Annotated in this window: 10 protein-coding genes; 5 read left to right on the top strand and 5 right to left on the bottom strand. The window is 56.0% G+C overall.

Going from position 1 to position 19074, the window contains the following annotated elements:
* Positions 1 to 137: 137 nt before the first annotated feature.
* Complete coding sequence (locus tag ACGY09_RS10265; RefSeq protein ID WP_397571473.1) at positions 138 to 3695, top strand: PVC-type heme-binding CxxCH protein; 3558 nt, start codon at positions 138 to 140, stop codon at positions 3693 to 3695.
* Between the two features lie 152 nt (positions 3696 to 3847).
* Here the strand turns inward: ACGY09_RS10265 and ACGY09_RS10260 are convergent, their stop codons facing one another.
* The 3 genes from ACGY09_RS10260 to ACGY09_RS10250 are packed head-to-tail and all read right to left on the bottom strand — an operon-like array spanning position 3848 to position 6684.
* Positions 3848 to 4666: an SDR family NAD(P)-dependent oxidoreductase gene (locus ACGY09_RS10260; RefSeq protein ID WP_397571472.1), complete on the bottom strand. Its 819-nt coding sequence runs from the start codon at positions 4664 to 4666 to the stop codon at positions 3848 to 3850.
* Positions 4667 to 4690: 24 nt separating this feature from the next.
* Positions 4691 to 5422, bottom strand: coding sequence for a hypothetical protein (locus ACGY09_RS10255; protein WP_397571471.1), 732 nt, complete (start codon positions 5420 to 5422; stop codon positions 4691 to 4693).
* 26 nt (positions 5423 to 5448) lie between these two features.
* Entirely contained in the window at positions 5449 to 6684 is a 1236-nt protein-coding gene (locus ACGY09_RS10250) for an aminotransferase class I/II-fold pyridoxal phosphate-dependent enzyme (RefSeq protein WP_397571470.1), read from the bottom strand.
* A 793-nt stretch (positions 6685 to 7477) separates the two neighbouring features.
* Between ACGY09_RS10250 and ACGY09_RS10245 the strand changes: the two genes are divergently transcribed.
* The 4 genes from ACGY09_RS10245 (at position 7478) to ACGY09_RS10230 (ending at position 13456) form a co-directional block, all read left to right on the top strand.
* Entirely contained in the window at positions 7478 to 7951 is a 474-nt protein-coding gene (locus ACGY09_RS10245) for a hypothetical protein (protein WP_397571469.1), read from the top strand.
* A gap of 220 nt (positions 7952 to 8171) precedes the next feature.
* Positions 8172 to 9251 carry a ribosome small subunit-dependent GTPase A gene (gene rsgA, locus ACGY09_RS10240; RefSeq protein ID WP_397571468.1) on the top strand — a complete coding sequence of 360 codons (1080 nt, stop codon included), beginning with the start codon at positions 8172 to 8174 and terminating at the stop codon, positions 9249 to 9251.
* Positions 9252 to 9980: 729 nt separating this feature from the next.
* Entirely contained in the window at positions 9981 to 10706 is a 726-nt protein-coding gene (locus ACGY09_RS10235; protein WP_397571467.1) for a PEP-CTERM sorting domain-containing protein, read from the top strand.
* 809 nt (positions 10707 to 11515) lie between these two features.
* Positions 11516 to 13456 (top strand): serine hydrolase, encoded by a 1941-nt coding sequence (locus ACGY09_RS10230; RefSeq protein ID WP_397571466.1) that lies wholly within the window; start codon positions 11516 to 11518, stop codon positions 13454 to 13456.
* Positions 13457 to 13823: 367 nt separating this feature from the next.
* Here ACGY09_RS10230 and ACGY09_RS10225 read toward each other — a convergent pair whose 3' ends face one another.
* On the bottom strand, positions 13824 to 14252 hold the full coding sequence (locus ACGY09_RS10225) for a hypothetical protein (protein ID WP_397571465.1): 429 nt from the start codon (positions 14250 to 14252) through the stop codon (positions 13824 to 13826).
* A gap of 206 nt (positions 14253 to 14458) precedes the next feature.
* The gene (locus ACGY09_RS10220) at positions 14459 to 16939 is read right to left on the bottom strand and encodes an ankyrin repeat domain-containing protein (RefSeq protein WP_397571464.1); all 2481 of its coding nucleotides are present in this window, start codon (positions 16937 to 16939) and stop codon (positions 14459 to 14461) included.
* Between the last annotated feature and the right edge of the window lie 2135 nt (positions 16940 to 19074).

The raw sequence follows: 19074 nt of genomic DNA, 5'->3' as shown, positions 1-19074 counted from the left end.
GCCGCCCCTCATGAATCCCTCGCTGCCTGACGTGGTCACCGGTACAGTCCGGGCGGCAGGTGCGTGGGATCCACGCTGAGGTTGTCTCGCAGGTGAATCCCTAACCATTAAGTATCAATTTGGCGGACTGACACACCATGCTGAATGTGATCCCGAAGCAAGCTCGCGTGATCCTCGTTGTCACACTCTGCCTCATTTGGGCAGGACGACTCCTCGCGGGACCTCCCGTCGCGACGACAGAGCCACTGTCGCCAGCCGAGGAAGCAAAAAAATTCAAGCTCCCCCCCGGTTTCGAAATCCAGCTTGTCGCTTCCGAGCCGGATATTCAAAAGCCGATGAATCTGGCGTTTGATGCCCAGGGCCGACTGTGGGTGACTCATTCCATCGAGTACCCCTTCGCCGCAACCGATCCCGCTGCCGCACGCGATGGTGTGACTATTCTGGACGGCATTGGAGCCGACGGCAAAGCGACAAAGATCACCCGATTCGCCGACAAACTGAACATCCCGATTGGTGTTCTGCCCATGCCTAATGGGCGCGAGGTCATCGTCTGGTCGATCCCGAACATCTGGAAACTGACCGACACCGACGGTGACGGAAAGGCAGACCAGCAGGAGATTCTTTACGGGCCCTTTGATTTTGCGGATACCCACGGCAACCAGAACTCATTTCGTCTGGGACTGGATGGGTGGATCTACGCTTGTCACGGATTTCGCAATTCCTCAAAAATCAAACTGCGAGGCGAAGGGCCCGTCGTTCTCGAAATGAATTCGGGGAACACTTACCGCTTTCGTCCCGATGGTTCAGCCATTGAACAGATTACCTGGGGACAGGTGAACCCCTTCGGAATGTGCTTTGACAACCGCGGTGACTTCTTCACGGCCGACTGTCATTCGAAGCCGATTACACTGCTGCTGCGAGGCGGCTATTACGACAGTTTCGGCAAACCCCACGATGGCCTTGGATTCGCGCCTCTCGCGACATCGGATGATCATGGATCAACCGGCATAGCCGGGATCGTCAGCTACTCGTCTTCGCATTTTCCTCGTGAGTATCAGGGGGCCATGTTCGTCGGCAACGTCGTCACGAACATTGTTCATGTGGACTATCCTCAGTGGCGTGGATCGTCACCCTGGATTGAGAAACCTCAGGATTTTCTGACGAGCGAAGACTGGTGGTTTCATCCGGTCGACTTGCAGCTTGGACCGGACGGAGCCCTCTATATCTGTGACTTCTATAACTCGATCATCGGGCACTACGAAGTCGATCTGAAGCATCCGTTGCGAGATCGACATCGCGGGCGTATCTGGCGGGTTGTCTACACCGGTAACCAGGCTGGGGGAAAGAAGTTGACTCCGCCTGCTGTACCGAATTTCGTCACAATGAGTGAAGACGATCTGGTGAAACATCTTTCAGACGAAAATCTGGTGAACCGCGTTTTCGCGGCGCAACAACTGGAACAGCGATTTCCTCAGTCAGGAATTTCGAAGGCGCGCGAGCGCTTAAAGCAGACGCCCCCCTCAGACGAACGGCAAAAGGCCAGTTTGGCTGATGAGCGTGTTCAGACCCTCTGGCTGTTGTCGCGCAGTATGAAAGTGGACGAAGCGATGATTGATCGGTTTGCGCGTGATGAGGCCGCCGTGGTCCGGATTCATCTGGCCAAGGCGCTGGCAGAGAAAGAGAACTGGAGTCATCACGAAGGGCAAATTGTTCGGACTCTGCTGGGTGATTCCGACCCCTTCGTCCGACGTGCTGCCGCAGAAGCCCTGGGTCGGCATCCTCAGGCGGAAAATTTCCAGCCACTGGTTCACTTGTGGAGATCCACGCCATCAGAAGATGTGCAACTGATTCACGCCGCGCGGATCGCCTTGCGAAACCAGTTACGACCGACCGAGGCGGTCGACCAGTTAACGGAACAGAAGCTGACACGTGAGGAACTCGCCAGCGTCGCCGAAATCGCGCTGGCTGTCCCCAGTGAATCCGCGGCGTGGTTCACATTTGATTATGTGCAGAAGCATGAACTACCACAGCCGGTTGTCGAACGCAGTCTTGCACACGTAGCTCGGTATGTCAGCACCAAGCGTCTGGATGAAGTGGCGGCATATATTCAACAGAAGTTCCCGGGCGACATTCCCCGCCAGGCAGCCCTCTTTCAGTCTCTTTTCAGTGGGGTGACCCAGCGCGGAGCGAAATTGTCACGCGACACTGCATTAGGGAAATGGGGCGAATCTCTGGCGATGAAACTGCTGAGCCCTGATCGTCCCCGGTCGGCTCCGTGGGAGAACTTTCCACTGGCATCAGCAGCCACGGCCAGTCCCTGGGGTGTTCGACAGCGTGGTTCGACCGATGGCAACGTGGATGCCTACTTCTTCGACAGTATCGCCAACGGAGAAACGCTGACAGGAATCCTTCGCTCTGCACCATTTGCGATTCCAGAGCGCCTGACGTTCTGGATGTGTGGACATAACGGATTTCCGGGGTCGGCGTCGAAAGGAGTCAATCAGCTACGTCTGAAGCTTGTGGAATCGGGAGAGACGATTGCCAGAGAAGTACCACCCCGGAATGACGTGGCTCATGAATATTCCTGGGATCTCAAGCAATGGTCCGGTCAGCAGGGGGTTCTGGAAATTGTTGACGGGGATTCAGGGACGGCCTATGCCTGGGTCGCCGCGGGTCGGTTTTCACCCCCCGTGGTCGCGTCGCCTGTTCCCAATTTTTCGTTCGCGGACGTGACGCTGGTCACTGCGGTGCAGGTGGCCAATCAGCTTCAGCTCGACAAGCTGGCGAAGCCAATTCTGGCGCTGCTCGCCGATGCGCATGTGGATGTCCCCGTGCGGATGGCGGCCGCACAAGCGGGACTGAATCTGAGCCGGGAATCTGCCGTGACTGCTTTGTCAGAACTCGTGCAGAGCTCTCTCGAACCCGCCGGCCTGAGAACCTACGCGGCACAATTGCTGGGATCGGTCAACACAGCAGCCACGCGTGAGGCACTGGGTGTCGCCCTCAGGTCCGCTCCGGCACCCCTCCAGCAGCCGATTGCACTGTCGCTGGCGGGGACTCCGGAAGGAGCTGAATCGCTCTTCACGTTGATTTCGACGGGACGGGCGTCGGCGCGACTGCTGCAGGACAAGCCGTTGCTGGATCGACTGACAAGCCTGGCAATCCCTGACCTCGACGCAAAAATTGAGGAGTTGACTGAGGGCCTGCCCGACCCCGACGACCGCCTGAAACAGTTGATCGCTCAGTTTGCCGCGAACTTCGACAATGCTGATGCCACACCCGATGCCGGTCGGGCCGTGTTCAAGAAGTCCTGTTTCGCCTGCCATCGGATTAGTGACGAAGGGGGTAAGGTCGGGCCGCAACTGGATGGTGTCGGGCACCGTGGGCTGGAACGACTTCTGGAGGATGTTCTAGATCCGAATCGAAACGTGGACGCCGCCTTCCGGGCAAGTGTTGTCGTTAAGAACGACGGTCTGGTGGTGACGGGTCTCAAGCTGCGTGAGGAAGGAAACACGCTCGTCCTGGGTGACAATCAGGGGAAAGAAGTCCGCATTCCCACCGAAGAAATCGATGAGGTCCGGCTTTCCAACCTGTCCCCCATGCCGTCCAACTTCGCTGAGCAGTTGAACGAAGCCGACCTGCGGGCACTGGTCACCTACCTCTTGTCGCAGAAGCAGGCGGTGAAGAAAGAGTAGCCTGTCCGTTCGCCGCCGCTCTTGCCGTGCAATTCTGAAGGTTCATCCGGTCAATCGCCCGATGGCACCGGAGTGCAGTCACGCCGTGACGCTTGATTGCATTCCGGCGAATCTGTTCGGCTACTGGTGCGGAGAGCACCCGCGGGGAGGGCTCAGCCGCGGGTGGCGGCCTGTTTCAGGAAGCGGCGCGTGGTGACTCTGACGATCCATTCACCCAGGCTTGGCAGTGCCTGATTCAGTGTGAAGACCGGGCGAAGCGCCGGGAAATTGACAATCATGTCGGGACGGTCATTCCTGATCGCTCTGACGACGACCCTGGCGACCTTCTCGGCAGAGGTCGATCCGACGTACCAGGGAATCCGTTTCCCCGTCCGGTCCTTGATCACTTCATAGATACCCCCATTGTCGGCGAAGCCGGGGCAGATGGCACTCGCACTGACCCCCGTCTTGTAGAGTTCACCCCGCAGCGACTGCGTGAAGGCAATCAGCCCCGCCTTCGATGCGCCGTAAGCAGCCCCGAAAGCCGGACCAAATTTCCCGGCGGTACTCGCCATGTTCACAATGTGGCCTCGGCCGTTTTTCAGCATGTGCGGCAACACGAACCGGGTCAGAAGCAGGGATGCAGTCAGATTCGTCTGAATGGTCTGGGTAATGTCCTGCGGATCGATCACCTGAAACGGCTGAAAGGCTTCGATCCCTGCATTGTTCACCAGCACATCGATGGAACCCAGTTCAGACATCGTGGTCTCGACCAGCCGCCGCAGATCGTCTTCCTTCGCCACGTCCGTTTCCACGGGGACGACTTTGATTCCCAGAGAACGCAGTTCCGTGGCCAGTTGTTCAAGCTTATCCGCCGAGCGTGCTGCCAGAGCGAGATTCATCCCTTCCCGGGCAAGCTCCTTGGCGACAAGCATTCCGATCCCGCGTGAAGCCCCTGTGATCAGCGCCGTCCGGCCGCGAAGTTCCTTCATTCGTGTCTCCTTGGCTTCATGCAGTTACTGGGATGCCGACAAGATCGACGCGAGTTCCGCGGCGATCTGTTGATTCATCACCTCTTCCAGTTCGATCAGGCAGTCAGCCACGAAGGAACCGTCCATCAGGCGATGGTCGTAAGATAGAGTCACGCGGCATTCCTGCTGGTCGTCCATCGGACCATACGTGAGATTACTGGTCAGGAAGGCGGGTGGATCCTGGATTTCGACACCCTTCCCCGCCAGCGTTGTCAGGAAGAATGTTCCCGCTCGCCTGGCACGCTTTTTCGCAGCCACGTTCAGTGTCCACCACCACAAAAACCGTCTGAAGGGGGTCGGCAGTCCGCTGAGCTGCCATTGCTGGCGAAACACCTTGTTGGGCGGTTCGGTGAGAAAACGATCGAGACTTGCCTGCAGCTTCGTCAGGGGTTGCGTCTCGGGCTCGACGAAGCGGGACCAGAAGACCCACGGTTCATCGCGGTAGACGCGATGAGTGGCCAGCATCGCCACGTTCTGCGCGTGCTGATAGAGATGCGGCCAGGGCCACGATTGGTAGCTCTGCCGCAGTACCGGACGCCTGGCTGCAACGATGGCAAAGGCCTTGATGAAGATCAGGGCCCAGGAAATGCGCATGGGAAGCCGGGACCGCAGCTCGGCAACGCGGCTCAACCGAAATCGTCGGTCATGAGCACACGTTGCCGCTTGCTTGTGAAGACGAAGGACGTCCAGCGTCAGCCTTCGACTGCGCGGAATCACCAGACGTCCTGATCTTTGACTGTCCATCAGGCGGCCGGAGCTGCTTCGGTTTTCAGGCACGCCTGAATCTGGCGGACGGCTTGTCGCAGCCGCTGACTGTTTTCGACGATGGCCAGACGAAGGTAGCCTTCTCCTTCTTCACCGAATCCACGCCCGGGACTGACAGCAACGCCCCCTTCTTTGAGCAGTTTCATTGAGAAATCGATGGAGCCCATCTGTGCCCACGGTTCGGGGATCTTGGCCCAGACGAACATTCCCGCTTTGGGCTTTTCCACTTCCCAGCCGATGCGGGTCAATCCGTCGACCAGGGCGTCACGGCGAATCTGGTATTCCTTGGCGATGGCATCGACCGCAGGTTCGCAGTTTCGCATGGCGATGATTGCAGCGATCTGAATGGCCTGGAAAATCCCGTAGTCGTAGTACCCTTTGATCGTGGCCAGAGCACGGACCATCTCGCGGTTACCGGAACAGAATCCGATACGCCAGCCCGCCATGCTGAAGCCTTTGCTCATCGTGGTCATCTCGACACCGACATCAATCGCGCCGGGTGAGGCCAGGAAGCTGGGGGCTTTGTAACCGTCGTAGCAGACATCGGCATACGCGAAGTCGCTGATGACGAGGAACTTGTACTTTTTGGCCAGCACGACCAGTTCGTCAAAGAAGTCTTGCTCGATGCAGGTGCCCGAGGGGTTATGCGGGAAGTTCGCCACGACGAGCTTCGGCTTGGGATACAGATGCTCGCAGGTGTAGGCGATGTTTTTCAGGAATTCTGAGGGATCGCGGACGTCCAGGGCGATGACATTGCCGGACGCCAGCATGACCGAGTAGGCGTGAATCGGGAACGTGGGAGCGGGGACGATGGCCGTATCGCCCGGGCCCATCAGTGCCAGACACATGTGGCTGAAGGCTTCTTTCGAACCCAGGCAGGCGATGACTTCGTCGTCGCCATTCAGTTTGACGCCGTACTTTCGGTCGTATCGTTTCGCGACTTCACGCCGGAGACTGGCGATCCCGTTGGCAACCGAATAACGGTGGTTTTTGGGGTCGAGCAGGGCTTCCTGCATCTTGTCTGTGATTTGCTGATCCGGAGCATCGGTGGGGTTACCCATGCCGAGATCGATGACATCGACGCCGGCGACCCGCTGCTGGTATTTCAGTTTGTTGATCTTGCCGAACAGGTAGGGCGGCAATCGTTTCAGTCGATCTGCGACTGGAATCGAAAAAGGATTGTCAGCAAGCGGAATTTCCGACTCATTGCGCATGATTTGTATCTCGCTCGATCGCGATTTTCTCTGGGGGATGAACACTTCAGCGGAAACACTTTCCGTATCTTCCACGGCAGATTCTATCAGACACCCGAAAATGCCGGAAGTTCGGCTTTGAACGATCGTTCACGATTGTCCGCGCGACGTCTTCAATCGGTTTGGACCGGCGAATCACGGGCGGGACGACATCAACAGAGCGGAATTGGCAGCGGCCTGTAGATGTGCACAAAATTCCATCGATTTCCCCTCAACGCGGAACACCCGAAAAACGTGGCACCGGCTTCCAGCCGGTGGGTGGTCAGGTAGACAGGAGCCGGATCGCGCACCTACGGTCAGCGGCTGGAAGCCACTGCCACGGAGATCGCGATTCGCCGTGGTGCCCATTTGCCGCAATAAACGCGCGAAGGAGGAATCGACGCCATCCGTTTCGGCAGGTCGTTCCGCTCTCCCAAGTGATGTGGATCACCTGGAAGAAGGAGCTCAGGCAAAACGTCAACGTGATGAAGGAAAAGCGGCTAAATCCACTATCCGCCGCACAATATTCGGCGTGAGGATGCCAATTCCTTCAATCGCAGGCCGAGCCACTCGCTCTCGCAGCACGTCTTCCTTATTGCATATGCTGTGTCCCAATACTGTTCGGCATGCCTCCGTCGGAATGCGGGGATAATCACTCACGATCACTGCGGCTTCGACTTCCGTGACGTGAGAATCAATGGATGCAGAGCCGTAATAATGTTCAACGAAACGAGAACTGCCTCACGAAGAAGCAAGTAATCGAGGGACTGTGGAGATGCGATTTATCAAGGTGCAATCAAAATATCTTCTGTTGACGGTTGCGTGTTCAGTTGCTGTCTTCATTGTTGGCTACGCTATTATAATAGTGAGTTTGGAGTTACTATACTTCGAAGACGATGCTTATGCCAAATGGGGCGCCGTCGATATGGTTATCCGTTACATGCGCGAACATGAAGGTGAATGGCCGCGTTCGTGGGATGATCTCCGTGAATTGTACGACGCTGGGGGGGGGCGCGTTAGTGGTTCGACATTTGAGGAATATCAAAGTCGGATATTTATCGATTTTACGGCGGATCCAAAGCAACTCAAAGAGTTGTCGTTGCAACCGGGACCGGTGAAGTTTAACGTCATCGATGCGCGCTGGACTAGCAGCAGCTTCGGTGATGGTCCCAACGACCAACTTCAAAACTACTTTCGATTAGTAGCTCGAGAACAGGCTGAACAATCGAAGGTCGAAGTCACAGATTAAGTATTGAATGACGTGTTGAGAAAAAAAGGAGGCAGGTCTTTTTCTTTGGCCGCCCTCTTGGCCGTGTCGGGGAAACACAATGGGACACAGCGGACACAGCATATTCTGTTGACACAGGCGTCTAGTCGCCGATCGACCCAGCTTCGCGAAACGCGCGAACCCGTCGCCGGCCGTCACTGTCCTCATGGTGGACCGAAATGTTCTGTCGCGGGGAGTACGCTTGGAAATATTGAATCGTTGGGGCTGGAACGAGGACTGGTCCAGGCGCTTTACGCACCACGCGGAGGCGGGGTGTTTACCCGGCCGCGTCAGCGTCGAACATCGGGGGCTATACCACTGCCACGGGCTGCTCGGTGAGGGCGTCGCTGCCGTCAGTGGTCGTCTCCGCCATCTCGCCCTCACACGGGCCGACTTTCCCGCCGTGGGTGACTGGGTTGCGCTACGCATCTCGGCAGACGGCGGCCCTACCGTGATCGAGGCCGTACTCGAGCGAACTAACAAGCTCTCGCGTAAGTCCGCTGGCGAGTCCGGCGACGAGCAACTGCTCGCTGCCAACCTTGACGTCTTATTCCTGGTCACCTCTCTCAACCTCGACCTCAACCCGAGCCGTCTTGAGCGGTTCCTCGCCGCGGCCGCCTTGCCTGGGTGCCAACCCGTCCTGCTGCTGACCAAGAGCGACCTGTGCGATTCGGTAGCCGCCGCAGTCGCGGAACTCCGCGCACGGCTGGGAGACTTACTGATCCACGCTGTCAGCGCCATGACGGGCGAAGGCCTCGACGCCTTGGCGCCGTACCTGAGCTGCGGACAAACAGCGGCCATGCTCGGCTCGTCCGGCGTCGGTAAGTCCACACTGCTGAACCGGCTTCTCGGCCTCGACCGCCAGGAGGTCACTCCCGTGCGTACCGACGACGACCGCGGCCGGCACACGACGACGCGGCGCGAGTTGGTGATGCTACCCTCGGGCGGCTTGCTGATCGACAGCCCCGGCATCCGCGAGCTTCAACTATGGGCCGAGGGTTCCAATGTGGGCGCCGCCTTCAACGACATCGCCCGGCTCGCCGAGGGCTGTTTCTTCAACGACTGCTCCCACGTCCACGAGCCGCGGTGCGCCGTGCTGCAGGCGCTGGCTGAGGGACATCTGGAGCAGGCCCGTTACGACAGCTTCCTGAAGCTTCGGCGCGAATTGGTCTATGAGGAGGCTTGCTCGGACAGCCATGCCGCCCGAGAACGCAGGCAGCAGGAGCGGCGCAGTCACAGTATTTACCAGAAGCAGCACCGGCAGCAGAGGAAGCGCGGCTGAGTGGTTGATTGAAAACCGGCCGATGGAAGCTCGGATGCCATTTGTGTCAGTCTCTAATGCCGAATATTGCTCCACGTATGCGTCTGCGCCACTGCCGAAATCGACACCAAATCAGGATCAAGACAGCCTCACTCCGGGAATTGCTGGAGTTTCTGTAACGACCAGTTTCTCTAAGAGAGCCACCGCTGCTCTCGGACGAAGCCTTCTCGTTCCCGCCGCCTGATTCGGCTCGCGGTTTGGTTGTCACACCGTCCGAGAGCTCACGCAACGACGAGGTCGTCCGCTGTCTCTGGAGTTCTTCCCGAATGAACATTCTTGAATGTCAATGTGACCGTTCCGTGAATTGTGGTCTGAAAGTCATTTGAACTTAGCTCAGGCCGAGCACTTCAAGTTCAGAAATGATTTTGATTTTGTTGTGGAAAGATGAGAGGTCGGGTCTAGCATCTCAGCGTCGAGATACGAGCCCGCATCTCTTTTCGCCGGGGAGATCATCGAAGTCGACTTTTTGCAGCATCACTTGCGATGTACTGAGCGGGGTCAGGCTAGTAACCGTTCATGGACAGGAGGCCGGGCGAGATTGCTTCGTCTCTGTCAGGCCGCGATTTCGAAATTCCCAGCTTCTTAAAATCGCAATTTTATGCTGTCGCAGTGCGCCCACTGCCTGCCCGTAAACTGTGATCGCCCGCTGCGAGTCTTGTTCAACCTTCACAATGAATGCGGGAGTTAACTATGGTAAGTGGTTTGATTCGGTCGTTTCTAACACTGGCAGCTATCGGTATTCTGGTGAGCACGGCGCAGGCCGCCGTCATCGAAGTGACCAACCGCTCAGATCTGGGCGCTAATGATTTTGTGGATTGGAGCCAGTTGGGGCCAGTCGATTTCAGCAGTCCGATTACACTACCTTATGATGTGACGTCAAACAGCGGTTCTACGGCGACACTTTCGAAGCCTTCGGGCGTGATCTACGCCGATGTGCAGACTCCGGGTGGACCTTGGGGGGGAAACTTCGCTCCTGGCGACGCACTGCTTTACAATGGACCACAGTTCGGGATTGATAGCAGTCCGCTGACGATCGCCTTCGCTACTCCCGTATACGGAGTGGGGGCTCAAATTGGCGTCAATGTCGTGACATCGTCTGACTATCTGTTCGATGCGACGATCCGAGCCTACCGCGCTGATAATTCGCTCTTGTTCGAGCACGTTTTCAAAGATCTTGTGATGAACAATAAAGCGGATAATTCGGCTAATTTCATCGGTATTCGAAGTTCCACCGGAGAAATCGCATCAATCGAGATCAGCGTTCCCGCTTCGACTTCCTATGGAACGAACGATTTCGCGATCAATCAATTAGACATCAATTCCGTTCCCGAGCCTTCTACATTTGCGCTTGCGGGCCTCGGCGGATTAGGATTCGCTGTGAGAGCGGTCCGACGACGGCGCGCTGCTACCGTCTGAAATCAGAAGCTGCCAGAACAAACAAGAAGCCGCTCTTACCGGGCGGCTTTTCTATATTGATGAGGTGAGCACGCACGGGGGGACGCACGGGATGGAGCGACCGTCAATACTACTCGGCAGGAAACGAAGTAGAAGTGTTTCATGTTCTTCCATGTGTGAGATTTCTGCCGATCTCGCTGATTGTTTGATCTCGCGCTGCTGGTGAGCTGGCATGCTGGAAGAGTTGTGCGCAACGGCGATCGAGCGAGGATCTGATGCGCATGCGTAGAGATTTGCATCATTGTGAGCGGCTCACGCAGAGTCCGACGGTGGTGCCGTTGTTCGTAGTGAACTTGAGTCAATCGATGTGGCCCTGAATCTCGTCAAAGCGGATCCCCCCTGTCAGTGATCGCTCGGTCGCTCGAATGGCCGCATGGTGCAGTTGCGCTCGGCTTTTTTCCGAGTTCACAGGCACGCGTTCAAAGCAGAGTCACCGTGAGTCTCGACACCTTGCTTTTCGATCGTCTTGGAAAAATCTGCCTGCCGGATTTCAAGAAGGCCTCTATCAGAAATTGCTTCCCTCAGCCTCATGGGAGTGCTCTACTCTTGTCTGCGACTTCGATCGTCAAAACCGCGACTTACGCAGCAGCCAAAGCTGCGACCTGAGGTCCGAGGCGAGCCCAGGGGCGTCCGTCCCGGGGGTCCGCAATTTTTGGCTCCATTCCTGCTCGCACCGGAGAATCCCAGTCTCAAGGGAATGAGGCGGGCCGCGGCTGTTGATCGGGAACGCGTTGCTGAACATGACGTCCGATCACTTCATCGGTGAATAAATGAAACAATTGAGCGCTCGCGGCATTCTCAAATGCCATATGATGTTCTTGATCATTGGTGGAATTTCTCTCGCACTCCCTGGACGCGCGATTGGAAATGAATGGAGGGCGACGCACGGCGTTGATTCGCAACAGCTCCTGAAGTTTATCAGCGACGCTTCCAAGGCGGGTATGCGGCCGGAGTTTGTTCAAGGGTTTGATGCCGGAGATTCAGCCCAATTTGCGGCGATTGCTGTTAAGGATGGCCGGGAGTGGAAGCTGAGCCATGCTCTCGATGCGAAGGCGTTTCAGCAAGCGTTTGATCGATTCACGCGCCAGCAATATCGTCTGGCATGCGTGAGCGGCTACCGAGACGGAGTACGAGTTTGCTTCACCGGTATCTGGGTTAAGGATCAGAGGCCGTTGATCGCGTGGCGTGCCCGTCATGGGATTCCTGCGGCAGATTATCAGGACGTGTTCGACGAAAGTGTGAAAAACAATTTCATGCCCGTTCACGTTCAAGGCTTGACGACACCGGTGGGGGAAGTTGAGTTCTCTGCCCTCTTTCAACCAGTCGAGGTTCAACCAGTGCAGGCCACTTCGTGGATCGCACGACACAATCTTAGCGCGACTGACTATCAAGAGATCTTTGATCTGCAGAAGGAGATGCGTCCCGTCAGTGCCAGCGCATATCCGACGAAGGATGGCACTCGATTTACCTTAGTCATGATCAAGGATCAAACTTCATTCATTGCACGGCATGGCCTGAGTTCAGACGATTACCAAAAATTCTTTGATACCGCAGTCGCGGACGACTTCCGACCTACCTGCATTTCAGGTTATCTCGAAGACGGGACATTGAGATACGCGGCGATCTTTATCAAAGATCGGATGCCAAAAACGAGGCCGGCGACGAACCATCCGGTTTCAGGCCGGAGGATCCCTCAACTTTCACCCCTCGACCGGATTATGCTCTCGTTCATGCGAGACCGCTCGATACCGGCGGGAACGCTTTCAGTGAGCAGGAATGGGGGCATCCCCTTCTCACGCGGCTATGGCTGGAGCGATGACGCTCGCCGGCATACGCTTTCACCTGACGCTTCATTCCGTATCGCCAGTCTCACCAAGCCAATGACGGCAGCCTGTATCTACAAGTTAGAGCAGGAGGGGAAGCTTCATCGAAGCGATTCTGCATTTGGATACCTTGGCAAGGGGATTCTCGCTGATAGTGGAGTCGATGCACGTTTTCGTGACATCACGATCCAGCACCTGCTCGAGCACCAGGGAGGCTTTGACCGTGACAAGTCAGGCGATCCCATGTTCAATTCTCTCGAAGTTTCGAAAGACTTGTCCGTTCCGCCGCCAGCCCGCCCGGACGATATTGTGCGCTGGATGATTGGCCGCCCATTGGATTTTACTCCAGGAACGCAGACGCATTATTCAAATTTTGGCTATTGCGTTCTCGGACGCATTATTGAAAAGGTGAGCGGCATGAAGTATGTCGACTACCTGCGCGAACATGTCATGCTCCCGTTAAACGCTCCGACCGTGCGCGTTGCGTCGACCCTTGCAGAGTTTCGTGAGAAAGATGAGCCGATCTACTACGATCCGGGCAAAGCACCGAGCGTCTTTGCGGCGGATCGGACAGAACGGGTTCCGCTGCCTTACGGCGGCTTTTGCATTGAATCAATGGATTCTCACGGTGGGTTGCTGGCTTCGGCACCAGACCTTGTCAAGTTCCTCAATCAATATTGGATCGATGGCCGACCCCGCGGACCGAACGAATCGAAGTCGCATCTTTTTTTTGGAAGTTTGCCAGGCACCCACACCTGCTTTGTGCAACGGACCGACGGCGTCGTCTGGGCAGTCCTTTTCAATCAACGGGCCGATTCCTCAAATCTCGATTACAACGTGATCCAGGAGCAGATTGATGCGGCGCTTGACGAAGTAGACTGGCCCTGAAATCCGGCGATAAGCGGATTCATGAGGAACGTATGCTTGGAAGGAACATTCTCGCTGACGCGACGGAACCTGCCGTGTCAAGGTTCGATAGACCGATGCGACAGCGTTCAGAACCACGAATCGAGACAAGTTTAATGATCGCAAACGGTTTCAAACTATGTGGCTGGCTGCTTTTTTCGCTCGCAGGCATGGCCATCGGATGGCCGTTTTGCCTTGGAGGCTTGGTTCTGACGCGACCGCACTCGCCAAGCTTTCGCCGGAGGCACAAGATGCAATATCGTCGGCTGGCCATTAAAGATCCGTGGTGAATTCATCATCAGCTTCCAAGCCAGCCCGCCACCGAATCGGTAAACCCGCAGATTTCTGTTCAAAGTACCAGCGAGCCGAACTCCCCGGCCAGTCCCTGGCTTGTTCCACCAACCCGGCCCGCACGGGATTCCTGTGCCTGTAGTCCAGTTTTTTCTTCCACCTTGGCCCGCGACCCAATGTTGAATCCGTAGTCGCGTGCCTGCCCGATGGGTTCGGTGGAGTCAATCCGGGACCAGTCGCTCTGGAAACGCTGGGGCAAGACGGCTTTCAATGATTTCAAAGTCAGTTCCTTCCACTTGTTCATGAACGGACTCAATTGCCATGTTTCCGGGAACCAGATGAGAGCAAGGACGTGATCTGGCATGATCACAAATCTCAGGCGAAGCCCCTGATGCTGTGCCAGTCGACTCCCCATGGTGCCAATGACGATTTTCTTCGCTTGATCATGCGGTAGGTGCTTGCGCCCCTTGTCGCGCGAGAACGTCACAAAGTGAATCTGCTTCTAAGTGTCGTAAACGCGTCTTTCAAACATGGTGGACAGAGGAAAACTGCATGCGGTGATCCAAAAAAAAGGAACATTCATGGTATCACATCATGTCGCTTCGCGACCCAACCGCCCTGAACAGGCGGTTGGGCCACCCTGCGGCACGCCCGAACTCGCTGTCTGAGGCCTACGATTTTGGAATCCGCCCCTCATTCATTTTCCCGAAAATATTCGCACCCTGTCAGGCCTGCTAAATACCTTTTGAGATATAAACCATAAATTGACTTTTTAGCATCCGGAGCCAGTTGCGCCGCTCGTTCAGCTACGACGCTTGCTTTCTCGAATTCGCCATTCTCAGCATATGCTGCGGCAAGTGTATCGAGAATCGCAAAATATCGATTGCTGGTGATCCTGTTTGCTTCCTTAGCGAGTGACACGGCGGTATTGCCATCACGGAAATTGCGGTCAGGGCATGTGGCAAGGAGCCATGCAAGATTGTTGAAGCCCCAAGCGAAGCCGGGTGCCGTAGTGATTGCATTGCGATAGTTCTCCTGAGCCTCTTCAAAATCTTCTCGATTGGCCGCAAGCTGCCCACTCTGATAATAAGCGATTGCCTCTTCGAGCGAGCTGTCACCTGCTTGTGTGCGTAAATCTGAAAGCTCCATCCAGTATCCGGTTTGAAGGCTTGGATTGAGCTGCACGGCCGTTTCAAATTCAGAAATAGCGGTTTCGAGGTTGTCTCTGTTGCATTCGATCCGCGCAATTGCCGCGTGAAGCCTCGCAAGCTGAAAGGCAGTGTCGCCTTCGACGGGACCGTGAGAAACAGTTCGTTGTCGGAGCATATCGACTACCAGATCTGCCTTTTGATTGATTCCAATGTTTGTCAACGTGGTAACGGCCGCGTTAGCGACGTCGGGGTCCGAGTCCTCCAGTCGATGGACAATAGCTGGAACGATGACTTCGGCAGTGGCTTCGCTGCTGCCGAGCGCCCATACAGCGCAGTATCTCAAGTGCCAGGATTCGCTTTCCAGAGCATTGAGGACTCTCGTAACACAGTTCGGTTCCATGCTCATGGCAGCCACTAACTCGTCGACGGTCATGCTCAAGTCCTTCAGCCAATTCACGCAGCAATTTGCTCGAGCAAAGCAATCGTTCGCCGATTCAGGTTGCCGTGACATGATTCCACTGTACTCCTTGAGGGATTCCACATCGTCGAGCAGTTCGATGATTTCGCTTATGGTAGCCTCGTCACCCCCTTGGCGTATCTTCCTTCGTGCATACTGACGAACCGTCTTTCCTGACTTGCTGGTTGCGGTTGGGTCAGCCCCAAAGGCGATGAGCCATTTCGCCACAAGTGCATTTGGACATTCGATGAACCCGCAGAACAGATCCATTAAAGGGACCACACCCTTTTCATCGCGTTTGTTAGGGTCGGCACCATTCTTCAGGAGTATTTTTAAGCAGGTAAGTCGCTCGTTGCTGCATGCGTCATGCAACGCAGTCTTGCCTTGGCGGTCGCCGGCATTAACATCGGCTCCAAACTCGCACAGCAATTCAACCGCATCGTCCATATTATTGCCTGCAGCATGGATCAACAGAGGCAGATAAGCTTCTTTGTCATTCGGATCGGCACCCAAATCAAGAAGTAGTCGCATCACGTCGATCCGCGTCTCTTCGATATTGTCTGCACTGTCAGCTTTTCGAATAACAGGGCTCTTGCAAGCAGCCTCCAGCGGAGACATATCACAGTAATTCCATTGACATCGTCCGTTCGGATCAGCCCCGTCAGCTATGAGCCAATTGATCGCTGACGCATTTCCCAAGTGTGCTGCCATGACCAAGGCAGATTGAAGATCGGCAACTGCGCCATTTGCAGTGAGAATGGAGCAAATGCCAAGTTGGTCTGTTGCGGCGGCCGCAGTCCACGGAGTCACATTAGAACCGTCAATCGCGTTGAGGTCGGCGCCGGCTTCTATCAGAAGAATTGCAATATCCGTGTTCCCTGAAATGATAGATGCTGTCAAAGCCGTTCTCATTTCACGAGTAAATGAGCTGACTGGAGCGCGAGCGTTGAGGCATGTTCCCGTCGCGATAAGTCGCTGAATTGTCGTCATGTTTCCTTCATGAGCTGCTCGTACTAGCGCTTTTTCAGGGACAGCGGTAACCCCATTGCTTTCCAGGGACTTGGCAACTATCGGGCGGTCATGAAGTACGGCCAGTTGCCAGAGATCCTCACCGATTCCCCCAGAAATATTTGCGTTGGACTCAAAAAGACGCAGAGCACAGGTGTCATGACCGTTGATAATCGCGAGTTGTGATGGACTTAAGTTGTCACGTGTGTGATCCTTGAAATTGATGTTCGCTCCATCCGAAATCGCCGCTAGTACTCCCGACTCATCGCCTAGTTCTGCGGCGACGATTAGACGAGTGGTAGCGTTTTCAGCTTTCGCAGTGGCGGCACTTGTGGGTAGAGGAGTTTTGACTTCCCAAACGCCATCAACACATGACACTTTGGTGTCGTCGTACTCCTCAACAATTTGCACCAATTCATGATTAATCCCGAATTCCTCGATAATCGCTTCGGCCTCTTCACTGGTTTCAGCGGTGACTTCATAAATCGTGTAATGATTGACGATCTGCGTAAACTTCACATGAAAAGTTTTCTGCACAGGATTCATGTCGTCGCTCATATATGCGTGGTCCATCCAGTTGACTTTGATTTGACGTGTTATGGCATCAGCCTAATACTCCGGTATGCAAGTTGGGAGTCAGTCGACAAAACATACGGAAGTGGCTACACGAGTCGACGAGCAGAAAAGGGGGGAAGTCCATTATGGGAGTTTTCTTGCCATGTCTTGTTTTCTTGGGGTGGCTGCGTGAACGGAAGGTCGATTCGAGTCCGGGTTGTGTGGCTATTGCCGCGTGGCAGGAGTTCGAGACGAACGGACCTCGCACAAGCGACGTCCCAACCGCTTCCGCTTCTTTCTTCGTCAAGATGTGATTCACGCGAATGACGCAATCCGCAGGGCTCGCAATCGGCCAAGGGCAATGAATTGGCTTTTCCAGCTGCTCTTCTTCCTGGAGCCCCTGCAGATGCAGCCAGCGCCATAAGCTTCTCCATTTCCAGTCCTCTGCTCGCTGAACGAGTGTCGGTCGCACCAGCTTGTGTTCCACGTAACGAAGTACCGTACAGCGGTGTTCGTCCTCGTCGATGGGAAAGGGCTTGTCAGTCCCCTGATAGAAATACCCCGTTCGCCGGGTGCATGGGTTGCAGTTCTTGGCATGACAGAGAAGCTGTCTTCTGCGGAAGCTCGCGTCAACCCCTGATTGGATTTATCCCCTTTTCGGCCTGTACTTTGGATTGAGGTTCGGCAGTGTTACAAGGGTTTTTGTCGATTTGGTAATCCTGCCGAGGGACCGTCAGGACTACTTTGGTGGAGTGGGTTTGATCTGGCCCGATGTAGCCCTGTCGTTCCGCGACAGGATGGCCGAACCGGGAGCGGACCCGGGAGTGGGGGGCACCACAACCCGGGGGCGGGGGACACCACATGTTCTCGGTTTGGGGACTGCCGGTTCGCGCACCGAGACAGCAATTCCGTGGGGCGTAGGACACGGGGGCACTGTCCAGTGTCACGACTCGCTTTTCATTTTCAGCCTGTACTTTGGCTTGAGGTTCGGCGGTGTTACAAGGGTTTTTGTCGATTCGGTAATCCTGCCGAGGGACCGTCAGGACTACTTTGGTGGAGTGGGTTTGATCTGGCCAGATGTCGCCCTGTCGTTCCGCGACAGGAGGGCCGAACTGGGAGTGGACCCGGGAGCGGGGGAGCCCACAGGGGGCGGGGAGACCGCATGTTCTCGGTTTGGTGCGGAGCAGACATTGGGGCGAAGTTGCGTTGTGCAGGCGGTCCCGCTGTTCCACGAGACAGGTTGTTCGCTCTTCGTTGATCTGCGAGTCTGATTCCAGAGGTTTGGATGTTTGGGCTCGCGATGCGGCTGTTTGTTGCTGACACTGCTTTCCATGGTGATTCTGCTGCCGGAGAGGGGGAAAGCGGAACGAGATGTTCGGACCGCACAACCCGCACCGAATAGGTCTGATGGTGATGCGAGGGGGCGGGGGCCGTCCGTCCATGCGCTGCTGGCCAATCGACGTTTTTTGATCCGCAGCAAGACTAAATTCGCATCAGGACGATTTCGAGGCGGATGCGGACGGCGACAGCAGCAGCGATGGTGACGGGGCGGCAGTCGTCGGCATGTCGCGAGGGAAGTGAGGGACAGGTGAGTCAGGAATCGGAGTTTACTGCGTGGACGGGAAGTGTAATGGCATGAGGAGGGATCAGACACTGCGGCGGGATGCCGCTGCAATGCCGGAGGGGGGGCGGGCGTTCAGAATGAATGGCAGGGACCGCCGACGCGGTCAGGGGGAGGCGGGCTGGCCAACTGGCCAGATTTGGCCAGCCGGTTGGCCAGTCCCATGTGCCGCAGTGGTCAGGCTTTAAGCAAGTTTCGTGTGACTGGCCCGGCTGGCCAGCGGATTCCGGGATGCGGCCGAGCCTTCCATTCACAGAACTTAATCCAGACCATCAGGGGGGCGGTGGCTGCCTCTGATGCTATGCACCCCGATAGCCCGGCGCGTCGGTCTACAGGTGCTACCTGGAGGGCCTCGGCCGCTCGCTGAAATTGACGTCTGATCTGTTGTTCCCATTCACGATTGTTGCGAGGCCTCTGCGGGAAATAGAAGCCACCGACGGCGCTGCGCATCGTCTTTCGCTGGTATTTCGATGATGTTCCCATCAGACTGCATTGATGTTCTGGTTGAAGGTATCCG

Source organism: Schlesneria sphaerica (assembly GCF_044336245.1).
GTDB classification, from domain to species: domain Bacteria; phylum Planctomycetota; class Planctomycetia; order Planctomycetales; family Planctomycetaceae; genus Schlesneria; species Schlesneria sphaerica.
The sequence above is the reverse complement of the archived record's forward strand: the minus strand, read 5'-3'. Positions and strand labels throughout refer to the sequence as shown.

Bases quoted from the DNA above. Each gene is read 5' to 3' on its own strand.
- ACGY09_RS10265 (WP_397571473.1), top strand. From the start codon at position 138: ATGCTGAATGTGATCCCGAAGCAAGCTCGCGTGATCCTCGTTGTCACA.
- ACGY09_RS10235 (WP_397571467.1), top strand. From the start codon at position 9,981: ATGGTAAGTGGTTTGATTCGGTCGTTTCTAACACTGGCAGCTATCGGT.
- ACGY09_RS10260 (WP_397571472.1), bottom strand. From the start codon at position 4,666: ATGAAGGAACTTCGCGGCCGGACGGCGCTGATCACAGGGGCTTCACGC.
- ACGY09_RS10245 (WP_397571469.1), top strand. From the start codon at position 7,478: ATGCGATTTATCAAGGTGCAATCAAAATATCTTCTGTTGACGGTTGCG.
- ACGY09_RS10230 (WP_397571466.1), top strand. From the start codon at position 11,516: ATGAAACAATTGAGCGCTCGCGGCATTCTCAAATGCCATATGATGTTC.
- ACGY09_RS10220 (WP_397571464.1), bottom strand. From the start codon at position 16,939: ATGAGCGACGACATGAATCCTGTGCAGAAAACTTTTCATGTGAAGTTT.
- ACGY09_RS10250 (WP_397571470.1), bottom strand. From the start codon at position 6,684: ATGCGCAATGAGTCGGAAATTCCGCTTGCTGACAATCCTTTTTCGATT.